The organism is Flexivirga aerilata (assembly GCF_013002715.1).
GTDB classification, from domain to species: Bacteria; Actinomycetota; Actinomycetes; order Actinomycetales; family Dermatophilaceae; genus Flexivirga; species Flexivirga aerilata.
The window spans coordinates 1,254,983-1,273,327 of sequence record NZ_JABENB010000001.1 but is presented as its reverse complement, the minus strand read 5'-3'; the positions used below and the strand labels follow the sequence as shown (position 1 = coordinate 1,273,327).

Below are 18,345 nucleotides of genomic sequence, written 5' to 3'. Positions count from 1 at the left end.
CATACCGGCCAGAGCCTTGGAGCCCGCACACCCATGACGCCGACCCACGGCCTGTCGCTCACCACCTTCGACGGCGGCGCCGCCCTCTCACCCTTCCGCGCGGCAGCGCTGCTTACCCGGCTGCGGGCCGTCGCCCCGCAGATCACCGGCGTCACCGCACGATTCGTGCATCTGGTCGCGACCGATCAGCCGCTGGACGACCGCGCCGAGCAGCAGCTCGCCGAGCTGCTGAGCTACGGCCCGGTATACCAGCCGATCGACGGCGCCACCGAGACGTTCGTCGTCAGCCCCCGCGTGGGCACGGTCTCCCCCTGGGCGTCCAAGGCGACCGACATCGCGCACAGCTGCGGCTTCGACATCTACCGGGTGGAGCGGGTCACCGAGTTCGCCCTGCAGACAGGGCCACTCAGCGACTCCGAACGCGCCGCCGTCGCAGCACTCCTCCACGACCGTATGACGCAGAGCGTGCTCGACTCCCGGGAGCAGGCCGGCGCCCTCTTCGACGAACCCGACGCCGAACCGATGGAGCGCATCGACGTGCTCGGCGGCGGACGCGCCGCCCTCGTGGCCGCCAACACCCAGCTCGGGCTCGCCCTGTCCGACGACGAGATCGACTACCTGGTCGAGTCGTTCACCGGGCTGCAGCGCAACCCGAGCGACGTCGAGCTGATGATGTTCGCGCAGGCCAACTCCGAGCACTGCCGGCACAAGATCTTCAACGCCGACTTCGTCGTCGACGGGCAGCCGCAGGCGAAGTCGCTCTTCGGGATGATCCGGCACACCGAGGAGGTGGCGGGCGCCGGCACGATCGTGGCCTACAAGGACAACGCGTCGATCATGCAGGGCGGCACGATCACCCGGTGGATCCCCGAATCCCCTGACGCACCAAGCAAGTACGTCGAGCGCGCCGACGACGTGCACGTGCTGATGAAGGTCGAGACGCACAACCACCCGACGGCGATCTCACCCTTCGCCGGCGCGGCGACCGGTGCCGGCGGCGAGATCCGCGACGAGGGCGCGACCGGTCGCGGCTCGCAGCCGAAGGCCGGACTGACCGGCTTCGTGGTCTCCAATCTGCACCTGCCGGAGGCCGAAGAGCCTTGGGAGACCCAGCAATACGGCGCACCCGAGCACATCGCGACCCCGCTCGAGATCATGCTGGACGGCCCGATCGGTGCCGCCGCGTTCAACAACGAGTTCGGGCGGCCGGGGCTGGGCGGGTTCTTCCGGGTCTACGAGCAGACGGTCGACGGCATCCGCCGCGGCTACCACAAGCCGATCATGAGCGCCGGCGGCCTCGGCGCGATCAGCGCGAGCCAGACCGAGAAGGTCCGCTTCCCGAGCGGATCGCTGCTCGTGCAGCTCGGCGGCCCCGGCATGCGCATCGGCATGGGCGGCGGTGCCGCGTCCTCGATGGCGTCCGGTGACAATGCCGCCGACCTCGACTTCGACTCGGTGCAGCGCGGCAACCCGGAGATCGAGCGTCGCGCGCAGGAGGTCATCAACCACTGCTGGTCGCTCGGCGAGGCCAACCCGATCCTCGCGATCCACGACGTCGGCGCGGGCGGCCTGTCCAACGCCTTCCCCGAGCTCGTCGACGACGCCGGGCTCGGTGCGCGCTTCCACCTCGACTCGGTGCCGCTCGAGGAGCGCGGGCTGTCGCCCAAGGAGATCTGGTGCAACGAGTCGCAGGAGCGTTATGTCCTTGCGATCGCACCGGATTCGCTCGACGAGTTCGCCCGGCTGGCCGAGCGCGAACGCTGCCCCTTCGCCGTCATCGGCACCGCATCCGACGACGGCATGCTCGTCGTCGACGACCAGCGCCGGTCGAGTAGCGGGCGGAGGAGCGAAGCGGGGGAGCCCGCGTATCGAGACCCCCACCCCGACCTGCCCATCGACATGCCGATGGAGGTGCTGCTCGGCAAACCACCGCGGATGACCCGCGACGCGGCCCGCCTGCCGCACACCAGCGACGACCTCGACGTGCGGGACGTCGACCTGCGCGAACTTGCCTACGCCGTCCTGCGACACCCCACGGTCGCCAGCAAGCGCTTCCTCATCACGATCGCCGACCGCACGGTCGGCGGTCTCACCCACCGCGACCAGATGGTCGGCCCCTGGCAGGTGCCGGTCGCCGATGTGGCCGTAACCCTTTCGGATCTGAGCGGATTCGCCGGTCAGGCAATGACGTCCGGTGAGCGCATGCCGGTCGCCGCGGTCGACGCCCCGGCCTCCGGCCGGATGGCCGTCGGCGAGTCGATCACCAACCTCATCGCGGCCCCGGTCGACACGCTCGACGGGGTGAAGCTCTCCTGCAACTGGATGGCGGCAGCCGGCCGGCCCGGCGAGGACGCGGCGCTCTACGACACCGTGCACGCGGTCGCGATGGAGCTGTGCCCGGCCCTCGGCGTGAGCGTGCCGGTCGGCAAGGACAGCCTGTCGATGAGCACCCGCTGGGAGTCCGACGGTGACGCCCGCGAGGTCCGCTCCCCCGTCTCGCTCGTCGTGACCTCCTTCGCGTCGCTGCCGGACGTGCGCGGCACGCTGACCCCGCAGCTGCACCCGGACGCCGGCACCGAGCTGCTGCTGGTCGACCTCGGCGCCGGCAAGCACCGTCTCGGCGGCTCGATCGCCGCCCAGGTCCATGGCGAATTCGGTGGTGTCCCAGCCGATCTGGACGATCCCGAGCGGCTGCTCGCACTCGTCCGCCTCGTGGCGCGGCTGCGCGCCGAGGGGCTCGTCTCGGCATACCACGACCGGTCGGACGGCGGCCTCTGGGCGACCCTCGCCGAGATGGCGTTCGCCGGCGGATGCGGTCTGACCGTCGACCTCCCCTCGGTCGAGGCCCTGCTCACCGAGGAGCTCGGTGCGGTCCTCGAGGTGCCTGCTGCCCGCCGCGCGGACGTCGAGCGGGCGATCGCCGACTCCGGTCTCACGCCGCTCGCTCACTTCATCGGCGAGCCGACGACGGACGCGTCGGTCACCGTCGCGATCGACGGTGAGGTGGCGCTGACCGAGAGCACCCGCGACCTGGCGCAGGCCTGGGACGAGGTGTCCTGGCGCATCAGCGCGCTCCGCGACAACCCGGAGTGCGCGGACGAGGAACACTCGTCGGTCGGCGCACCGTCGCCCGGGCTGGTCGTGCGCCCCACCTTCGACCCGACGGACGACGTCGCCGCGCCATACGTCAATCGCGGTGCGGCACCCAAGGTCGCGATCCTGCGGGAGCAGGGCGTCAACTCCCACGTCGAGACGGCATTTGCCTTCCACCGTGCAGGTTTCGAGGCCGTCGACGTGCACATGACCGACCTGCAAGCCGGCCGCCACGACCTCACCGACGTCGCCGGCCTGGTCGCCTGCGGCGGCTTCTCCTACGGCGACACCCTGGGCGCCGGCGAGGGCTGGGCGCGCTCGGTGCTCTTCAACGAGCGGCTGCGGGCGGTCTTCGGTGACTTCTTCCACCGGCCGGACACCTTCGGGCTCGGCATCTGCAACGGCTGCCAGATGTTCGCCGCGCTCGCCGAGCTGATCCCCGGTGCGGAGGCGTGGCCGCGCTTCACCCGCAACCTGTCCGAGCAGTACGAAGCACGCCTCAGCCAGGTCGAGGTGCTCGACTCACCCTCACTCTTCTTCTCCGGTATGGCGGGGAGTCTGCTGCCCATCGCGGTCGCGCACGGCGAGGGCAAGGCCGACTTCTCCGCCCGTGGCAGCCTCGAAAACGTGCACCGGGCAATGCGATTCGTCGACGCATCGGGTGCACCGGTGTCGGCCTACCCGGCCAACCCCAACGGCTCCCCCGACGGCCTGACCGCGGTCACCACCCCGGACGGACGGTTCACCGCGATGATGCCGCACCCCGAGCGCGTGCAGCGCAACATCCAGCTGTCCTGGACCGACGGGCCGCCGGCCGACCCGAGCCCGTGGCTGCGGATGTTCCGCAACGCCCGCGCCCAGATCGGCTGACCCACACCCGCCCGCGCGCCGGCCGGCGTCACTACGCTGCTTCGGGTGTCTATCCAGCACCCCGAGCTTCCCGGGCAGCCGAACACCACTGCCGCACCGTCGATCTCCGCACGCCTGGACCGGCTCCCGGTCACCCGCCTCCACTGGGTGGCGACGGGAGTCATCGGACTCGGGCTGTTCTTCGACGCCTACGAGAACTTCCTCGCCGGCACCATCTCGGTGGTGCTGAAGAACCAGTTCGACCTCGGCGGCGACCAGCTCAAGTGGCTCCTGGCGTCGGCCTTCATCGGGCAGTTCCTCGGCGCCATCCTCATGGGACGCTTCGCCGACCGAGTCGGTCGGCGCTCGGCCTTCATGGTCAATCTGCTGTTCTACTCGACGTTTTCGCTGCTCGGCGCATTCAGCCCCAACGCGACGTTCCTGGTCGTCACCCGCTTCTTCGCCGGCATCGGCATCGGCGCCGAATACGCCCTCGGCGACTCCTACCTGTCCGACATCCTCCCCAAGAACGCCCGCGGCCGGCTGATCTCGTGGGCCTACACGGTCTCCTTCCTCGGGGTGCCGGCGGTCGGCTTCCTCGCCCGGTGGCTGACGCCGTTGCAGCCGTTGGGGATCGACGGCTGGCGCTACCTGTTCGTGATCGGCTCGATCGGGTCGGTCGTGGTCTGGTTCGTCCGCCGCGGGCTGCCGGAGTCGCCGCGCTGGCTGGAGACCCAGGGCCGCACCGCGGAGGCCGACGCGATCACCACGCGGTTCGAGCAGCAGGCGATCGCGGAGGGCCATCAACTGGCGGATCCGGACCCCGCCCTGAAACCTCCTCGGGCACAACAGATCTCGATCCGGTCGCTGTTCCGTCCGCCCTACACCAGGCGCAGCGTGATGCTCTGGCTGATGTCGGCGCTCGAGGTGTTCGGCTACTACGGCTTCGGCACGGTCGCGCCGCTCGCCCTCGTCGCCAAGGGTTACAGCGTCACCAGTTCCCTACTGTTCGTGGCGCTTTCCTACCTCGGCTACCCGCTCGGGTCGATCCTCGCCGTGCCGATCGTGGAGCGGGTGGAGCGCAAGGTGCTGGTCGTGTCGACCGCCGGGCTGATGGCCGTCTTCGGGCTGTGGTTCGGCCTGGCCGACGGCCGCACCCAGATCATCCTGGCCGGCTTCCTCTACAGCGTGGCGTCAAACCTCTTCTCCAACGCCTACCACGTCTACCTCGCCGACTCCTACCCGACGGCGATCCGCGGCACCGCTGCGGGCATTGCCTATTCGCTGTCGAAGCTGGTCACGGCATTCCTGCCGTTCATCCTGTTGCCGGTGCTCGACAACCACGGCAGCGGCCCGGTGTTCGCCGTGGTCGCCGCCGCGATGGTGCTGCTGATGATCGAGGTGAGCGTGCTCGGTCACCGCAGCACCGGCCGCTCGGCCGACGCGGTGTGAACAGGCGGTCTGATCAGGCGCCGGTGATCAGGCCTCGAAGGTGCGCCCGGTGATCGTCTCGTAGGCCTCGACATACTTCGCGCGCGTGCGCTCGACGACGTCGTCGGGCAGCGCCGGCGGCTCGTCGCCGGAGGCGCGGTCCCAGCCGCTGGCCGGCGAGGTGAGCCAGTCGCGCACGAATTGCTTGTCGTATGACGCCTGCCGGCGCCCGGGCTGCCAGTCGGCCGCCGACCAGAAGCGCGAGGAGTCGGGGGTCAGCACCTCGTCGGCGATCACCAGCTGGCCGTCCGGGCGCACGCCGTACTCCACCTTCGTGTCGGCGATCAGCACCCCCTTGGGTGCGGCAATCTCGTTGGCGCGCTCCAGGATCCGCACGGTGAGGTCACGCAGCTGGGCAGCACGTTCGGAGCCGACCGCGGCCTCGACGTCGGCGTAGGGCATCGGCTGATCGTGCTCACCCATCGGCGCCTTGGTCGACGGGGTGAAGACCGGCGGTTCGATCCGCGAGCCGTCGACGAGGCCAGTGGGCAGCTCCAGCCCGGAAACCGTTCCGTCCGCTTCGTATTCGGCCAGGCCGCCGCCGGTGAGGTAGGCGCGCGCCACGCACTCGACCGGCACCATGTCGAGCCGCTCGACCAGCACGGCACGCCCGGCGACCTCGGCTGGCACGTCGGTGGAGATCACCTGGTTGGGCACCAGCGACTCGATCTGCTCGAACCACCACAGCGACAGCTGGGTCAGCACCTTGCCCTTGTCCGGGATCGGGGTGCGGAGCACGAAGTCGAAGGCCGAGATGCGGTCGGAGGCGACCAGCAGCACCTGGTCCTCGCGCGGGCGCCCCACCTCGTCGAGCGGGGCGTAGAGGTCGCGTACCTTTCCCGAGTAGACGTGGGCGAAGCCGGGCAATGCGATCGGGCTCGTCATGCGCACAGTGTTCCAGCACCTGCCGGGCGGCACCCCTTCGGGTGAAGCGACAGCTCCGTCGTATTGTGCATAATTGCCAATAACATTCGCCCGATGAGTGAGGAGTGGACGACATGGGTCTCAAGGACAACCTGAGCAACATGGCCGAGGAAGCCAAGGGCAAGGCGCAGGAGGCCGTCGGCAAGGCCACCGGCAACGAGCAGAAGCAGGCGGAGGGTGAGGCCACCCAGTCCGACGCCAACTTCAAGCAGGCCGGCGAGAACCTCAAGGACGGCGATGTCAAGGGTGCCTTCAACGACACCAAGGACGGCCTGAGCTGACGCTCCCCCGAGGTCACTGACAACAGCGGCCGGCACCCGTCACGGGTGCCGGCCGTTGTCATGCCTGCGGGCAGGCCCGCGTCAGGAGACGATGACCTGCCCCTCGGCCGCCGCCTTCGCGATGTCGGTGCGGTGCTGCGAGCCGCGCAGCGCGATGCCGTCGACCACTGCGTATGCCGCGGCTCGCGCCGCCGGCAGATCCGGGCCCACCCCGACGGCCGACAGCACCCGGCCGCCGGCGGAGACCAGCGTCCCGTCGCCGTCGCGGGCCGTGCCCGCGTGCAACACGTAACGATCGTCCGCCGCCTCGGGCACGCCGCTGATCTCGTCGCCGGTGCGGGGGCTGCGCGGATAGCCCTCGCTCGCCACGACGACCGTGACCGCGAAGTCGTCGCGCCATACGAGCGGGGGCTGTTCGGCGAGCCGGCCCTCGGCGGCCGCCTGCAGGAGCGTGCCCAACGGGGCCTGCAACCGGGCGAGCACGACCTGCGTCTCGGGGTCCCCGAAGCGCGCATTGAACTCGATCACCCGCGGGCCCGCACTCGTCAGAGCCAGTCCGACGTAGAGCACGCCAGCGAAAGGCGTTCCGCGGCGGCGCATTTCGTCGATCGTCGGCTGAGCGATGCGACGCACCACCTCGTCGACCAGCCCCTCGGGCGCCCAGGGCAACGGCGAATACGCGCCCATGCCACCGGTGTTCGGGCCTTCGTCACCGTCGCCGATGCGTTTGAAGTCCTGCGAGGGCGCGAGCGGCACGATGACATCGCCGTCGGTGACACAGAAGATCGAGACCTCCGGCCCGTCGAGAAACTCCTCGACCACCACACTGCCGCCCGCAGCGAAACAGGCGAGCGCGTGATCGACTGCGGCGTCGATGGATTCGGTGACGACGACGCCCTTGCCCGCAGCCAGCCCGTCGTCCTTCACGACGTATGGCGCACCGGTCGCGTCCAGCGCCTCACGCACCTCCGCCTCGGAGGTTGCGACGTAGCTACGCGCAGTCGGGACGTCGGCCGCGGCCATCACGTCCTTGGCGAAGGCCTTGCTGCCCTCGAGCTGGGCGGCCTCGCGTGACGGTCCGAAGACGGCGAAGCCGGCCTCTCGCAGCGCGTCGGCGACACCCGCGACGAGCGGCGCCTCCGGGCCGACGATCACCAGGTCGGGCGCAAACTCCCGTGCCGTGCCCACGACGGCGTCGGCGTCGGTGACGTCCGCGAGCGGCAGGCAGCGAGCCTGCGCTGCGATGCCCGGGTTGCCGGGCGCGGCGGCGACCTCGGTCACCGACGGGTCCGCCAGCAGGCCGTGGACGATTGCGTGTTCGCGGGCTCCGGAGCCGATGACGAGTGCTCTCACGGAGATCGAGCCTACGGGGCGCGGAGCGAAGGAGGTGACGGTGGATCCCTCCCGAAAGTCAGGGGGGAGGTCTCTCGGGAGGGACCCACCACGAGCAATGGTGGTCGGCCGGAGGGGGACTCGGCGACGCTGCCACGCTCGCACGACCCAAGGGGTCGTTGAAACAACTATGACATGTCCGACTGGGATGTTGTTAATCAATACGTGTCGGACTAGCGTCTTTGTCGGAAACCCGCCAACTCGCCGTTCCGGCGTCGGCTGCACCCTACGGTTTCTGACACCGCAGACCCGAACGGAAGCCACCCGTGCCGCATCGCAACAAAGGCCCGTCCCCCTCAGGTGACGTCATCTCGATCCAGTCCGGTGACGACCAGACCACCTCGCTCTACCTGGCGATCCTGCAGTGCGCCAACCCCACTGCGGAGGGGCTGCGCGCGCAGGGATTCGCCCAGGAGCAACTCGACGAACAGCTGCCGATCCTGGTGCAGCGCGGGCTGATTCAGTCCGTCGACGACGACAATTGGTATGTCGTGCCGCCCGAGGTGGCGATGCCGGCATACGCCGCCGCACTCGAGGACCGCGCACGCTTCGTCCGCGCGTCCACCCAGGCGATGTCCCGCGTCTACACGCGCACCCAGTCCGAGCGGCGCCTCAACACCGATGTCGGCATCCTGCCGCTCACCTCACTGGTCGAGGTCACCCAAGCGCTGCACCAGGTGACGTCGACGGCGCAGTCGTGGGTGCTGTCCAGCCGCACCGACTCCCCCCTCAGTCGCTACCTGCTGGAGGCGCCCAGCTCGGTCTCGACCACGCCCTACCTCAACAGCCAGGGCGACTCGCTGCACGTCCGGCTCGACATCGACCCGGCACTGCTGACCGACCCCAACGCCGGCGAGATCATGCACGCGCGCGCCGCCGCGGGCGACGAGATCCGGCTCACCGCCGGCATGCCCTTCACCGGCGCCGTCAACGACCGCGGCCTGGCGATGCTGGACCTGCAGGACCGCGGCGGCACTCCGGTGGGCGTGCTGCTCAACTTCGCCAACGGCGGCGACGTCGTGCGCGCCTGCCTGGAGTTCGCCTGGCGGCTCGGGGTGCCGTGGCGGCCGGCCGACGACCCCGCGTCCGACCAGGACCTGCTCGACTCGCGCGACCGGCGCATCCTGCGCCTGATGGCCAACGGCGTCTCGGACGCGGCCATCTCCCGGCAGCTCGGCATCTCCTCCCGCACGGTCGAGCGGCGGGTGCGCGTCATCATGGACCGGGTCAACGCCACGACGCGCTTCCAGGCGGGTGTGCTGGCCGCCCGTCAAGGATTGATCTAACCTCTGCACTCCGACTGACGGACGGGGCCGGACCGGCGTCCGCCCCGCCTACTAGACTTTGGCGTTCGCTTGTCCTTGTGCGGGGCGGGTGCCGACCCATTCAGCCTGGGGGATCCATTGAGCGTTACCAGTGACCGCGCCGGTGCACCTGCCGTGCCGCCCGCCGTGACCGCGGAGATCGCCGCGGAGCAGGCGTATGTCGACCGGGTCTACGCCGAGCTGGCCAAGGCCGGCGACCGGGCCAAGCTGGTCGAGGCCGAGGGCCTGGCCCGTGGCCGCACCGACCGCACCGGCGAGGCGCGCGAGGAGGAGATCACCGGCCTGTTCGAACGCGACGCCCTGGTCTTCAACGCCGGCCGCCGCCGGCAGGCACTGGAGACGCAGTACGAAGGCCTGGTCTTCGGCCGGCTCGACCTCGAGCACGACAAGCCCGCCGCCGACGGCAGCACCGACGAGGTGCGCTACATCGGCCGCATCGGCGTGCGCGACGACGACTACGAGCCGCTCGTCATCGACTGGCGGGCTCCCGCCGCGTCCCCCTTCTACCGGGCGACGCCGGTCCACCCCGAGGGCGTGGTCCGCCGGCGCGTGCTGCGCTGCCGCGACTCCACGGTGCTCGGCGTCGAGGACGACCTCATGGTGCCCGAGGCGCCCGAGGGCATGGTCGTGGTCGGCGACGGCGCCCTGATGGCGGCGCTGACCCGCTCACGCGGCGGCCGCATGCGCGACATCGTCGCCACCATCCAGGCCCACCAGGACGAGGCGATCCGCGCCTCCAGCCGCGGCGTCACCGAGATCACCGGCGGTCCGGGCACCGGCAAGACCGTGGTCGCGCTGCACCGCGCCGCCTACCTGCTCTACTCCGACCGGCGACGCTACGAGTCCGGCGGCATCCTGGTCGTCGGGCCGTCCGCGGCCTACACGGCATACATCGAGCGAGTGCTGCCGTCCCTCGGCGAGGACAGCGTGACGCTGCGCTCGCTCGGCGACCTGGTCGACGGTATGACGGCAACGCGCCTCGACGCCCCGGCCGCCGCGGAGGTGAAGGGCTCGCTGCGGATCCGGCGCGTGCTCTCCCGCGCCGCCCGTGACCTGCCACCCGACGCGCCCACCCAGTTCCGGGCGATGGTCGCCGGCCACCCGATCCGCATCGACGCGCCGCAACTGCGCCAGCTGCGGCGTCAGGTGCTGCGCCACCACCAGCACAACGCGGCCGCCGAGGCCGCGACGTCCGCGCTCGCCGACGCCGCCTGGGCGCAGGTGCGCAGCGGTGACAAGGGCGAGAAGTCGGAGTTCGTCGACCGGTTCACCGACCACCTCGAGGTCGAGGCGTTCATGCGCGACTGGTGGCGGCCGATCGACCCGCGGGAGGTGCTGCTCTGGCTGACCGACGAGGAGCGGGTGCGCCGCTACACCGACGGCGTGCTCGACGCCGCCGAGCGCGACGCGCTCCACCGGTCGATGCAGGTCGCGCTCGACGAGGGCAGCTGGTCGGTCGCCGACGTCGCGCTCGTCGACGACCTGACCGCCCGGCTCGGCGTCGTGCCCGAGCAGCCCCGCGAGGAACGTGGCTTCTACGAGATTGAGGAGCTCGACGACCTCGGGGTCTCCGAACTCCAGCCGGCGCGGCGCATCCCGGCCGTTGAGGTCGGCTACGAGGTGACCCCCTCCGATCGTCGCGAGCGCCTGCTGGCCGGCCGGATCGGACGGCCCGACGAATACGCGCACGTGCTGGTCGACGAGGCGCAGGACCTGTCGCCGATGCAGTGGCGGTCGCTCGGCCGGCGCGGGCGCTACGCGTCCTGGACCGTCGTCGGCGACGCCGCGCAGAGCTCGTGGCCGCTCGCCGAGGAGTCGGTGGCCGCCCGCGACGAGGCGTTCGGCACCAAGCCGCGGCAGGTGTTCCACATGGACACCAACTACCGCAACGCGCGCGAGATCTTCGACTACGCCGCCGACGTCATCCGCCGCTCCGTGCCGGATGCCGACATCCCGCAGGCGGTGCGCGAAACCGGTGTGCTGCCAGTCGAACTCGTCGCCACGGCCGGCACCCTGCACGACACCGTGCTCGGCGCCACCAAGAGCCTGCTCGACGAGGTCGACGGCTCGATCGCCGTCATCACCCCCGACAGTCACCGCGCGCTGCTCGCCGACCTGCCGCAGGTCGCGCCCGGCCGGGTCGTGCTCGCCGACCCCATGTCGACCAAGGGCCTCGAGCACGACGCGACCGTCGTGGTCGACCCCGACGCGATCGTCGCCGAATCCCCCGGCGGCGTCCGGGTGCTCTATGTCGCCCTCACCCGCGCCGCGCACCGGATGACCGTCATCCAAATGAAGGAAGCATGAGCACCCCACGAAGTTCCTCCCCCGCTCCGCTCCTCCGGATACTTCGCGAGGACCCCGCATGAGCACGCCACCGCAGCCGACGCCGGACGAGACACTTGCGGCATACCGGCGGTCGATCGACAACATCGACGCCGCGCTGATCCACATGCTCGCCGAGCGCTTCCGCATCACCCAGGCGGTCGGCGAATACAAGGCGACCCACGAGTTGCCGCCCGCCGACCCGGCGCGCGAGGACCGGCAGATCGAGCGGCTGCGCGCGCTCGCGACCGAGTCAGGGCTGGACCCGGAGTTCAGTGAGAAGTTCCTGCGCTTCGTGATCGACGAGGTGATCCACCACCACGAGCGCATCCGGGAAACCGCCGGCGAGTAGGCCAGCTCAGGGCGGCCCAGGTCAGCCTTCGTCGACCTGATGGTCGGCGTGGAAGAGCCCCTCGGTAAGCAGCGGACGGGTATGTTCGCCGCGCAGCCGGTAGACCACCCGGCGACCGTCGCGGGTGCCCACGACGAGGCCGGCCAGCCGCAGCTTGGCCAGGTGCTGACTGGCCACGGTGGGCCGGCAGCCGGCGATGTCGGCGAGGGTCGCGACGTCGAGTTCCTCGTCGCGCAATGCCCACAGGATCCGCACGCGGGTGGCGTCGGCCAGCAGCGCGAAGGTGGTGACGGCGGCCTCGACCTGGTCGTCGGAGAGCTCGTCGCCGTGCCGGTCGGATTCGGCCCGTGCGGAGTTGGTTGTCGGCATACATCGGGATTATAGTGATTTTCGATATATGCGCAGTTGCGCAGGCAACGATAATGAAAACGAGCATCACCCCCAGGAAGGCCGGCGAATGAGCGAGCGCGCACCGCTGTGCACCGGATCGGACGACGGCAGCCGCAGCCATGCCGTCGCCCCCGGTCACGACGACCACAAGGGCCACGCGCACGGCAGCGGCGGGCACACGCACGGCGTGAGCTCCAACGCCGACCGGCGCTACCTCTGGGGAGCACTCCTGCTGCTCGGGTCGTTCATGGTCGCCGAGGTCGTCGTGGCCTTCATCTCCGGCTCGCTCGCGCTGCTCTCCGACGCGGGGCACATGCTGAGCGACGTCGGCGCGATCGGCGCCGCGCTCTGGGCGATGCACCTGTCGGCCAAGCCCGCCCGCGGCAGCTGGACCTTCGGCTGGAAGCGCGCCGAGATCCTCTCCGCCGCCGGCAACGGCATCACGCTGCTCGTGGTGTCGGGCATCGTCGCGTTCGAGGCGATCCGGCGCCTCATCAACCCACCCGCGGTCGAGGGTGGCGCGGTGCTGATCGTCGCGCTCGTCGGCGTCGCGGTGAACATCGGCGCCGCCTGGCTGGTCGCCCGCGCCAACCGCACCAGCCTCAACGTCGAGGGCGCCTACCAGCACATCCTCACCGACCTCTACGGCTTCATCGGCACGGTGATCGCCGGTGTCGTCATCCTCCTGACCTGCTGGACCCGCGCGGACCCGATCGCCTCCCTCATCGTCGTCGGCCTGATGCTGTATGCCGCCTGGGGCCTGCTCCGCGAGAGCGGCCGCGTGCTGCTCGAGGGCGCACCCAAGGACGTCGACCTCGAGGACCTGCAGAAGCACCTGCTCGAGACCCCGCACGTGCTGTCGGTGCACGACCTGCACGTCTGGACCGTGACCTCCGACCTGCCCGCGGTGTCCGCGCACGTGGTGGTGAGCGACGAGTGCTTCACCAACTGCGACGCCCCGCGCACACTCGACGAGCTGCAGGCCTGCCTGCACGGCCACTTCGATCTGGAGCACTCGACCTTCCAGCTCGAGCCCGCCGGTCACGCCGCGCACGAGTCCGGCACGCACTGAGCCCGGCCGCGGCGCACTCCCCTCGCCTCCTCTCCTCCGCCGAGGTAGCACTCCCGGTCGCTAAGAACAGCGCCATACCGACCGGGACTACTACCTCGTGGGGGCCCAGCACCTCCCTGTGGATGACGTCAGCGAGAGCAGGTCGTCTCCGAGCAGACTTCCGGGATGTCCCGGCGCGCCACTCCGCTCCCACCCGAGCTCGGCGCTGCCTTCACGTATGACGCAGCCCGCGAGCGCGGCCTGACCCCACGCCGGCTGCGCCACCGCGGGCTGGTCATCCCGACGCGCGGGCTCCGCCTGACCGACGAAACGCGGGCGCTACGCGAGCGCGCCGCGGCATACCTGCTCCTCCTCCCGGCCGGCCGGGTCGCCTTCTCCCACGCGACTGCCGCCGCACTCCTCGACCTTCCGGCACCGCGCGACGAGCGCCTGCACGTCACGCTGCCCCGCGGGGTGTTCGTGCGACGGCGCGGCGTCGTGATGCACCACGGCCTGGACTCGCGGGAGATCCGTCGGACCGGCGATCTTCCGGTCACTTCGGCGCTGACCACCTGGCTGGACCTCGCGGCGGAGCTGTCGATCGACGACCTCGTCATCCTCGGGGATGCGATCGCGAACCGGGCGCCCGAGCTGCTCCCGGGCTTCGCCAGGATCGTCGACAGCTCTGCTGGCCGGCGCGGCATACGGACCGCTCGTGCTGCCGCCGCACTCATCCAACCCGGCGTGCTGTCGCCGCAGGAAACGTTGTGGCGCTTGCGTTTTCGCAAGGCCGGCTTCCCCGCGCCCGCGCTCAACGTCGACGTGCATGACGCCCATGGGTTCCGGCTCGGGATGGGCGATTTCGTATGGCGGGAGCAGCGCGTCGTCGCGGAATACGACGGCGACTACCACTTCACCGTCGACCAGCGCCGGCTCGATCAGGCTCGCCGCCGGGCGATGCGCGCGGCCGACTGGGCGGTCATCGAGCTCAACGGCGCCGACAATCGCAATCCCGAGCCGGCCATGCGGGCCCTCGCCCGTGCGCTGCGCCTGCCCGGGAGCTGACTCCCCTCGCCGAGGTAGCACTCCCGTTCGCTAAACGGCCGTCATAACGACCGCGAGTGCTACCTCGGCGGGTGAAAGGTTCGAGGCCCGCGGCGCCGCGCTCAGCCGCCGAGCAGCGCGCGGGTGCGCTCGGCACCGACGGCGAGCAGCAGCGTCGGCAGCCGCGGGCCGGTGTCCTTGTCGACCAGCAGGTTGTAGAGCAGCTTGAAGAACTGCCGCTGGGCCGCTGCGAGCTCCTTGTCGCCCTTGACGATCTCGTCGGCGGCGAGGCCGCGCTGCACCTTGGGCACGCCGTAGACCTGGTGGGTGAGGCCGTCGAGCGACCATGCGTCGTCCAGGCGCGGCAGGTCGGATCCGTTGCCGTCCAACAGGATTCGCAAGGCTTGACGCTCGTCGTCGGAGAGCGCGGCCAGTCGCTCGGTGTCCGGCTCGGCACGCACGACGGTGCGGTCCTCGTCGGCCATCTGCGTGCGCACCCAGTGCTCGACGCAGGTCAGCCGCGGCCGCAGCTCGTCCAGGGAGGTGACCGGGTTGTCGGCATCGAGCGCGCTCACGATGCGCAGCGTTTGCTCCTCGTCGCCGGTGGTGATGTCGACGATCGAGGCGAGCGTGCGGTAGGACACCGGCCGCGGGGTCGCGGGCAGCGGACCCTGCACGACCGAGGCCGCGCGGGTGTAGGCCGCGACGTCCCCGGGCTGACCGGCTCCGCTCGCGATCTTGCCGGCGAGGGAGTCCCACTCGTCATACATCCGCTGGATCTCGGCGTCGAAGGCGACGTTGAACGCCTGGGACGGCTTGCGCCGCGCGTAGAGCCAGCGCAGCAGCTGCGGCTCCATGATCTGCAGGGCGTCCGCGGGGATCGGCACGCCACCGCGCGAGGACGACATCTTGGCCATGCCCTTGATGCCGACGAAGGCATACATCGGGCCGATCGGGCGCTCCCAGCCGAACATCGGCGCCAGCTCCTTGCCGACGACGTATGACGAGCCCGGCGACTGGTGGTCCACGCCCGACGGCTCGAACACGACCTTCTCGTAGGACCAGCGCATCGGCCAGTCGACCTTCCAGACCAGCTTGCCGTGCCGGAAGTCGCGCAGCACCACGGTCTCGGTGTGACCGCACCGGCAGGTGTAGGTCAGCTCGGTGGTGGTGTCGTCGTAGGCGGTGACGGTGGTGAAGTCGGTGCCGCACACCGTGCAGTAGGGCTTGTAGGGGTAGTAACCGCTCGAGCCGGAGCCGTCGGCCTCGGCGGCTGCGCCCGAGCCCGCCTCGGCCTCTGCCGCAGCGGCCGCCTCCTCCTCAGAGAGCTTCTGCTGCTTGGCCTTCTTCGGGCTGAGCGTGCGGTATTGGCCGAGCACCTTGTCGATCTCGGCGCGCTGCGACATCGCGAAGAGGATCTGCTCGGTGTAGGCGCCTGCGGCATACATCTGCGTCTGGCTGATGCCGCGGTAGGTGATGCCGAGCTCGGCCAGGCTCTGCTCCAGCTGCAGCCGGAAGTGCTCGGCCCAGCTCGACGCGGTCGAACCCTCGGGCGGCGGCACCTCGGTCAGCGGCTTGCCGATGTGCTGCTCCCAATCGGCAGTGACACCAGGCACGTTCGGGACCTTGCGGAAGCGGTCGTAGTCGTCCCAGCTGATGATGTGCTCGACCTCGACGCCACGGCGGCGCACCTCGTCGGCCACCAGGTGCGGCGTCATCACCTCGCGCAGGTTGCCGAGGTGGATCGGGCCGGAGGGCGAGATGCCCGACGCGCAGACGACCTTGGTGTCCTTGGCCTTCGCGTCGGCGATCACTTCGTCGGCGAGTCGGGACACCCAGTCGTCAAGCTGCAGCTCAGTCACGACCGCTCAGTTTACGGGCGGGCAGCCGGCGCCGAGTCCGCGCCCGGCGGAAGTCCGATCTCGCTGGCCGGCACGTAGTCGGTCACCTGGATGGTCGGCCGGCTCGACGGCTGCTGGAAGGCGACCGCAGCCAGCACGGACACGAAGGCCATCGTCACGAAGGCCGCCGCGATCGCGAGCACGATCACCACGCCCGACGGCCCGCGCCGGGCGACCGGACGTGCCGCAGGCGTGGCGCGCCGTGCCGTGTCCGGCCCGGACGCCGGCTCGCCGCACAGGACGCAGCGACCACCCCTGACCTCCGCGTCCGTCTCGCACGCCGCGCACCACCGCATGCGAGGAGTATGGCGAAGAAGCCGCTGCCCGGAGAGCGGTTTGGCTCAGCTGACCTGGATCGCCCAGTCGAGCAGGAACAACCCCAGCAACAGCGCGGGTATGGCGCCCACCATCAGGCAGCCAGCCTGCGCCGAACGGCCCTGGCGTTGTTGGCCTTCCGGCATCGCCGTCGCGACCTTGCGCAGGCGCCACCAGGTGATGACAGCCGCGACGGCGGCACCCAGCACGATGATCGCGAGCGCCCACAGGGTGATCCGGAAGGCGAGCGGCGGGGTGTTGCCGCTCACCGTGCGGGCGGCGAGACCGGCGAGCACCACCTCAGTCACCCAGCAGGTCGTGGCGCACGATGACCTCACTGCGGCCCGGGCCGACACCGATCACCGAGATGCGCGCACCGATGCGTTCCTCGACGAACTCGACGTAACGGCGGGCGTTTTCGGGCAGCTCCTCGTAGGTGCGGCAGTGCGAGATGTCCTCGAACCAGCCGGGCAGCTCCTCATAGATCGGCTTCGCGTGGTGGAAGTCGGTCTGGTTGACCGGCATCTCGTCGTGGCGCACGCCGTCCACGTCATACGCGACGCAGACCGGGACCGTCTCCAGCCCGGAGAGCACGTCGAGCTTGGTGAGCACGAAGTCGGTGATGCCGTTGATCCGGAACGCGTAGCGGCCGATGACCGTGTCGACCCATCCGCAGCGCCGCGGGCGGCCGGTCGTCACGCCATACTCGGCGCCGGTCTTGCGCAGGAATTCGCCTGCGTCGTCGAGCAATTCGGTCGGGAAGGGACCTTCGCCGACGCGCGTCGTGTAGGCCTTGAAGATGCCGATGACCCGGTCGATGCGGGTGGGTGGGATGCCCGCGCCGGTGCACGCGCCGGCGGAGATCGCGTTGGACGACGTCACGTAGGGGTAGGTGCCGTGGTCGACGTCGAGCAGCGTCGCCTGGCCGGCCTCGCACAGCACGACCTTGCCCTCGTCGAGCGCGTCCGAGATCTCCAGCGAGGTGTCGGCGACCATCGGGCGCAGCCGGTCGGCATACTGCAGCAGCTCCTCGGTCACCTCCTCGACCGGCATCTCGCGCCGGTTGTAGAGCTTGACCAGGATCTGGTTCTTCACGTCGAGCGCGGCGGCGACCTTCTGCCGCAGGATCGACTCGTCGAAGATGTCCTGCACGCGGATGCCGGCGCGGTTCATCTTGTCGGCGTAGGTCGGTCCGATGCCGCGGCCGGTGGTGCCGATCTTGCGCGACCCGAGGAAGCGCTCGACGGTCTTGTCCAGCACCCGGTTGTATGACGGGATCACGTGCGCGTTGGCGCTCACGCGGAGCGCCGAGGTGTCGATCCCGCGCTCCTCCAGGCCGTCGATCTCCTCGAAGAGCACCCCCAGGTCGACCACGACGCCGTTGCCGATCACCGGGGTGACGCCCGGGGAGAGGATGCCACTCGGCAGCAGGTGCAGCGCGTACTTCTCGCGGCTGCCGTCGGGCTGCTCGATCACGACCGTGTGGCCGGCGTTGTTGCCGCCGTTGAACTTCACGACGTAGTCGATGCGGTCGCCGAGCAGGTCGGTCGCCTTGCCCTTGCCTTCGTCGCCCCATTGGGCACCGACGAGCACGATCGCTGGCATGTGGTGC

Annotated in this window: 15 protein-coding genes; 8 read left to right on the top strand and 7 right to left on the bottom strand. The window is 70.3% G+C overall.

Features of this window, described 5'->3' with window-relative positions:
* Positions 1-33: 33 nt before the first annotated feature.
* Together purL and HJ588_RS06005 are read left to right on the top strand one after the other, a co-directional pair.
* Positions 34-3,963, top strand: coding sequence for a phosphoribosylformylglycinamidine synthase (gene purL, locus HJ588_RS06010; RefSeq protein ID WP_171153030.1), 3,930 nt, complete (start codon positions 34-36; stop codon positions 3,961-3,963).
* 45 nt (positions 3,964-4,008) lie between these two features.
* The gene (locus HJ588_RS06005; RefSeq protein ID WP_343036615.1) at positions 4,009-5,394 is read left to right on the top strand and encodes an MFS transporter; all 1,386 of its coding nucleotides are present in this window, start codon (positions 4,009-4,011) and stop codon (positions 5,392-5,394) included.
* Positions 5,395-5,421: 27 nt separating this feature from the next.
* Here HJ588_RS06005 and HJ588_RS06000 read toward each other — a convergent pair whose 3' ends face one another.
* Positions 5,422-6,318 (bottom strand): phosphoribosylaminoimidazolesuccinocarboxamide synthase, encoded by an 897-nt coding sequence (locus tag HJ588_RS06000; RefSeq protein ID WP_171153028.1) that lies wholly within the window; start codon positions 6,316-6,318, stop codon positions 5,422-5,424.
* Between the two features lie 113 nt (positions 6,319-6,431).
* On the opposite strand from HJ588_RS06000, the gene HJ588_RS05995 reads away from it, so the two are divergent.
* Positions 6,432-6,638: a CsbD family protein gene (locus tag HJ588_RS05995; RefSeq protein WP_171153026.1), complete on the top strand. Its 207-nt coding sequence runs from the start codon at positions 6,432-6,434 to the stop codon at positions 6,636-6,638.
* Positions 6,639-6,719: 81 nt separating this feature from the next.
* Here the strand turns inward: HJ588_RS05995 and purD are convergent, their stop codons facing one another.
* Complete coding sequence (gene purD / locus HJ588_RS05990) at positions 6,720-7,991, bottom strand: phosphoribosylamine--glycine ligase (protein ID WP_171153024.1); 1,272 nt, start codon at positions 7,989-7,991, stop codon at positions 6,720-6,722.
* A gap of 305 nt (positions 7,992-8,296) precedes the next feature.
* On the opposite strand from purD, the gene HJ588_RS19935 reads away from it, so the two are divergent.
* The 3 genes from HJ588_RS19935 (at position 8,297) to HJ588_RS05975 (ending at position 12,032) form a co-directional block, all read left to right on the top strand.
* A complete protein-coding gene (locus HJ588_RS19935; protein WP_171153021.1) occupies positions 8,297-9,316 on the top strand; it encodes a LuxR C-terminal-related transcriptional regulator in 1,020 nt (339 codons plus the stop codon).
* 117 nt (positions 9,317-9,433) lie between these two features.
* Positions 9,434-11,662, top strand: coding sequence for a HelD family protein (locus HJ588_RS05980; protein WP_171153020.1), 2,229 nt, complete (start codon positions 9,434-9,436; stop codon positions 11,660-11,662).
* A 58-nt stretch (positions 11,663-11,720) separates the two neighbouring features.
* Positions 11,721-12,032: a chorismate mutase gene (locus tag HJ588_RS05975; protein WP_171153018.1), complete on the top strand. Its 312-nt coding sequence runs from the start codon at positions 11,721-11,723 to the stop codon at positions 12,030-12,032.
* Positions 12,033-12,053: 21 nt separating this feature from the next.
* Here HJ588_RS05975 and HJ588_RS05970 read toward each other — a convergent pair whose 3' ends face one another.
* Positions 12,054-12,401 (bottom strand): ArsR/SmtB family transcription factor, encoded by a 348-nt coding sequence (locus tag HJ588_RS05970; protein ID WP_171153016.1) that lies wholly within the window; start codon positions 12,399-12,401, stop codon positions 12,054-12,056.
* Between the two features lie 88 nt (positions 12,402-12,489).
* On the opposite strand from HJ588_RS05970, the gene HJ588_RS05965 reads away from it, so the two are divergent.
* Positions 12,490-13,494, top strand: coding sequence for a cation diffusion facilitator family transporter (locus HJ588_RS05965; RefSeq protein ID WP_171153014.1), 1,005 nt, complete (start codon positions 12,490-12,492; stop codon positions 13,492-13,494).
* A gap of 165 nt (positions 13,495-13,659) precedes the next feature.
* Complete coding sequence (locus HJ588_RS05960) at positions 13,660-14,538, top strand: hypothetical protein (RefSeq protein ID WP_171153011.1); 879 nt, start codon at positions 13,660-13,662, stop codon at positions 14,536-14,538.
* Positions 14,539-14,639: 101 nt separating this feature from the next.
* Here the strand turns inward: HJ588_RS05960 and lysS are convergent, their stop codons facing one another.
* From lysS to HJ588_RS05940, 4 genes are read right to left on the bottom strand one after another with little or no spacing between them, the layout of a single operon-like run.
* Entirely contained in the window at positions 14,640-16,379 is a 1,740-nt protein-coding gene (gene lysS / locus HJ588_RS05955) for a lysine--tRNA ligase (RefSeq protein WP_171153009.1), read from the bottom strand.
* Between the two features lie 11 nt (positions 16,380-16,390).
* Positions 16,391-16,714: a hypothetical protein gene (locus HJ588_RS05950; protein WP_171153007.1), complete on the bottom strand. Its 324-nt coding sequence runs from the start codon at positions 16,712-16,714 to the stop codon at positions 16,391-16,393.
* 45 nt (positions 16,715-16,759) lie between these two features.
* Positions 16,760-17,041 carry a hypothetical protein gene (locus HJ588_RS05945; protein WP_171153005.1) on the bottom strand — a complete coding sequence of 94 codons (282 nt, stop codon included), beginning with the start codon at positions 17,039-17,041 and terminating at the stop codon, positions 16,760-16,762.
* A complete protein-coding gene (locus HJ588_RS05940; protein ID WP_171153003.1) occupies positions 17,034-18,338 on the bottom strand; it encodes an adenylosuccinate synthase in 1,305 nt (434 codons plus the stop codon). The genes HJ588_RS05945 and HJ588_RS05940 overlap by 8 nt, the downstream gene beginning before the upstream one ends.
* Positions 18,339-18,345: the final 7 nt, after the last annotated feature.

What these genes read in the sequence shown, in the direction of transcription:
- HJ588_RS05995 (WP_171153026.1), top strand. Translation starts at nt 6,432, where the DNA reads ATGGGTCTCAAGGACAACCTGAGCAACATGGCCGAGGAAGCCAAGGGC.
- HJ588_RS06000 (WP_171153028.1), bottom strand. Translation starts at nt 6,318, where the DNA reads ATGACGAGCCCGATCGCATTGCCCGGCTTCGCCCACGTCTACTCGGGA.
- HJ588_RS05965 (WP_171153014.1), top strand. Translation starts at nt 12,490, where the DNA reads ATGAGCGAGCGCGCACCGCTGTGCACCGGATCGGACGACGGCAGCCGC.
- HJ588_RS05975 (WP_171153018.1), top strand. Translation starts at nt 11,721, where the DNA reads ATGAGCACGCCACCGCAGCCGACGCCGGACGAGACACTTGCGGCATAC.
- purL (WP_171153030.1), top strand. Translation starts at nt 34, where the DNA reads ATGACGCCGACCCACGGCCTGTCGCTCACCACCTTCGACGGCGGCGCC.
- HJ588_RS05960 (WP_171153011.1), top strand. Translation starts at nt 13,660, where the DNA reads ATGTCCCGGCGCGCCACTCCGCTCCCACCCGAGCTCGGCGCTGCCTTC.
- HJ588_RS05940 (WP_171153003.1), bottom strand. Translation starts at nt 18,338, where the DNA reads ATGCCAGCGATCGTGCTCGTCGGTGCCCAATGGGGCGACGAAGGCAAG.
- HJ588_RS05970 (WP_171153016.1), bottom strand. Translation starts at nt 12,401, where the DNA reads ATGCCGACAACCAACTCCGCACGGGCCGAATCCGACCGGCACGGCGAC.
- HJ588_RS05950 (WP_171153007.1), bottom strand. Translation starts at nt 16,714, where the DNA reads ATGCGGTGGTGCGCGGCGTGCGAGACGGACGCGGAGGTCAGGGGTGGT.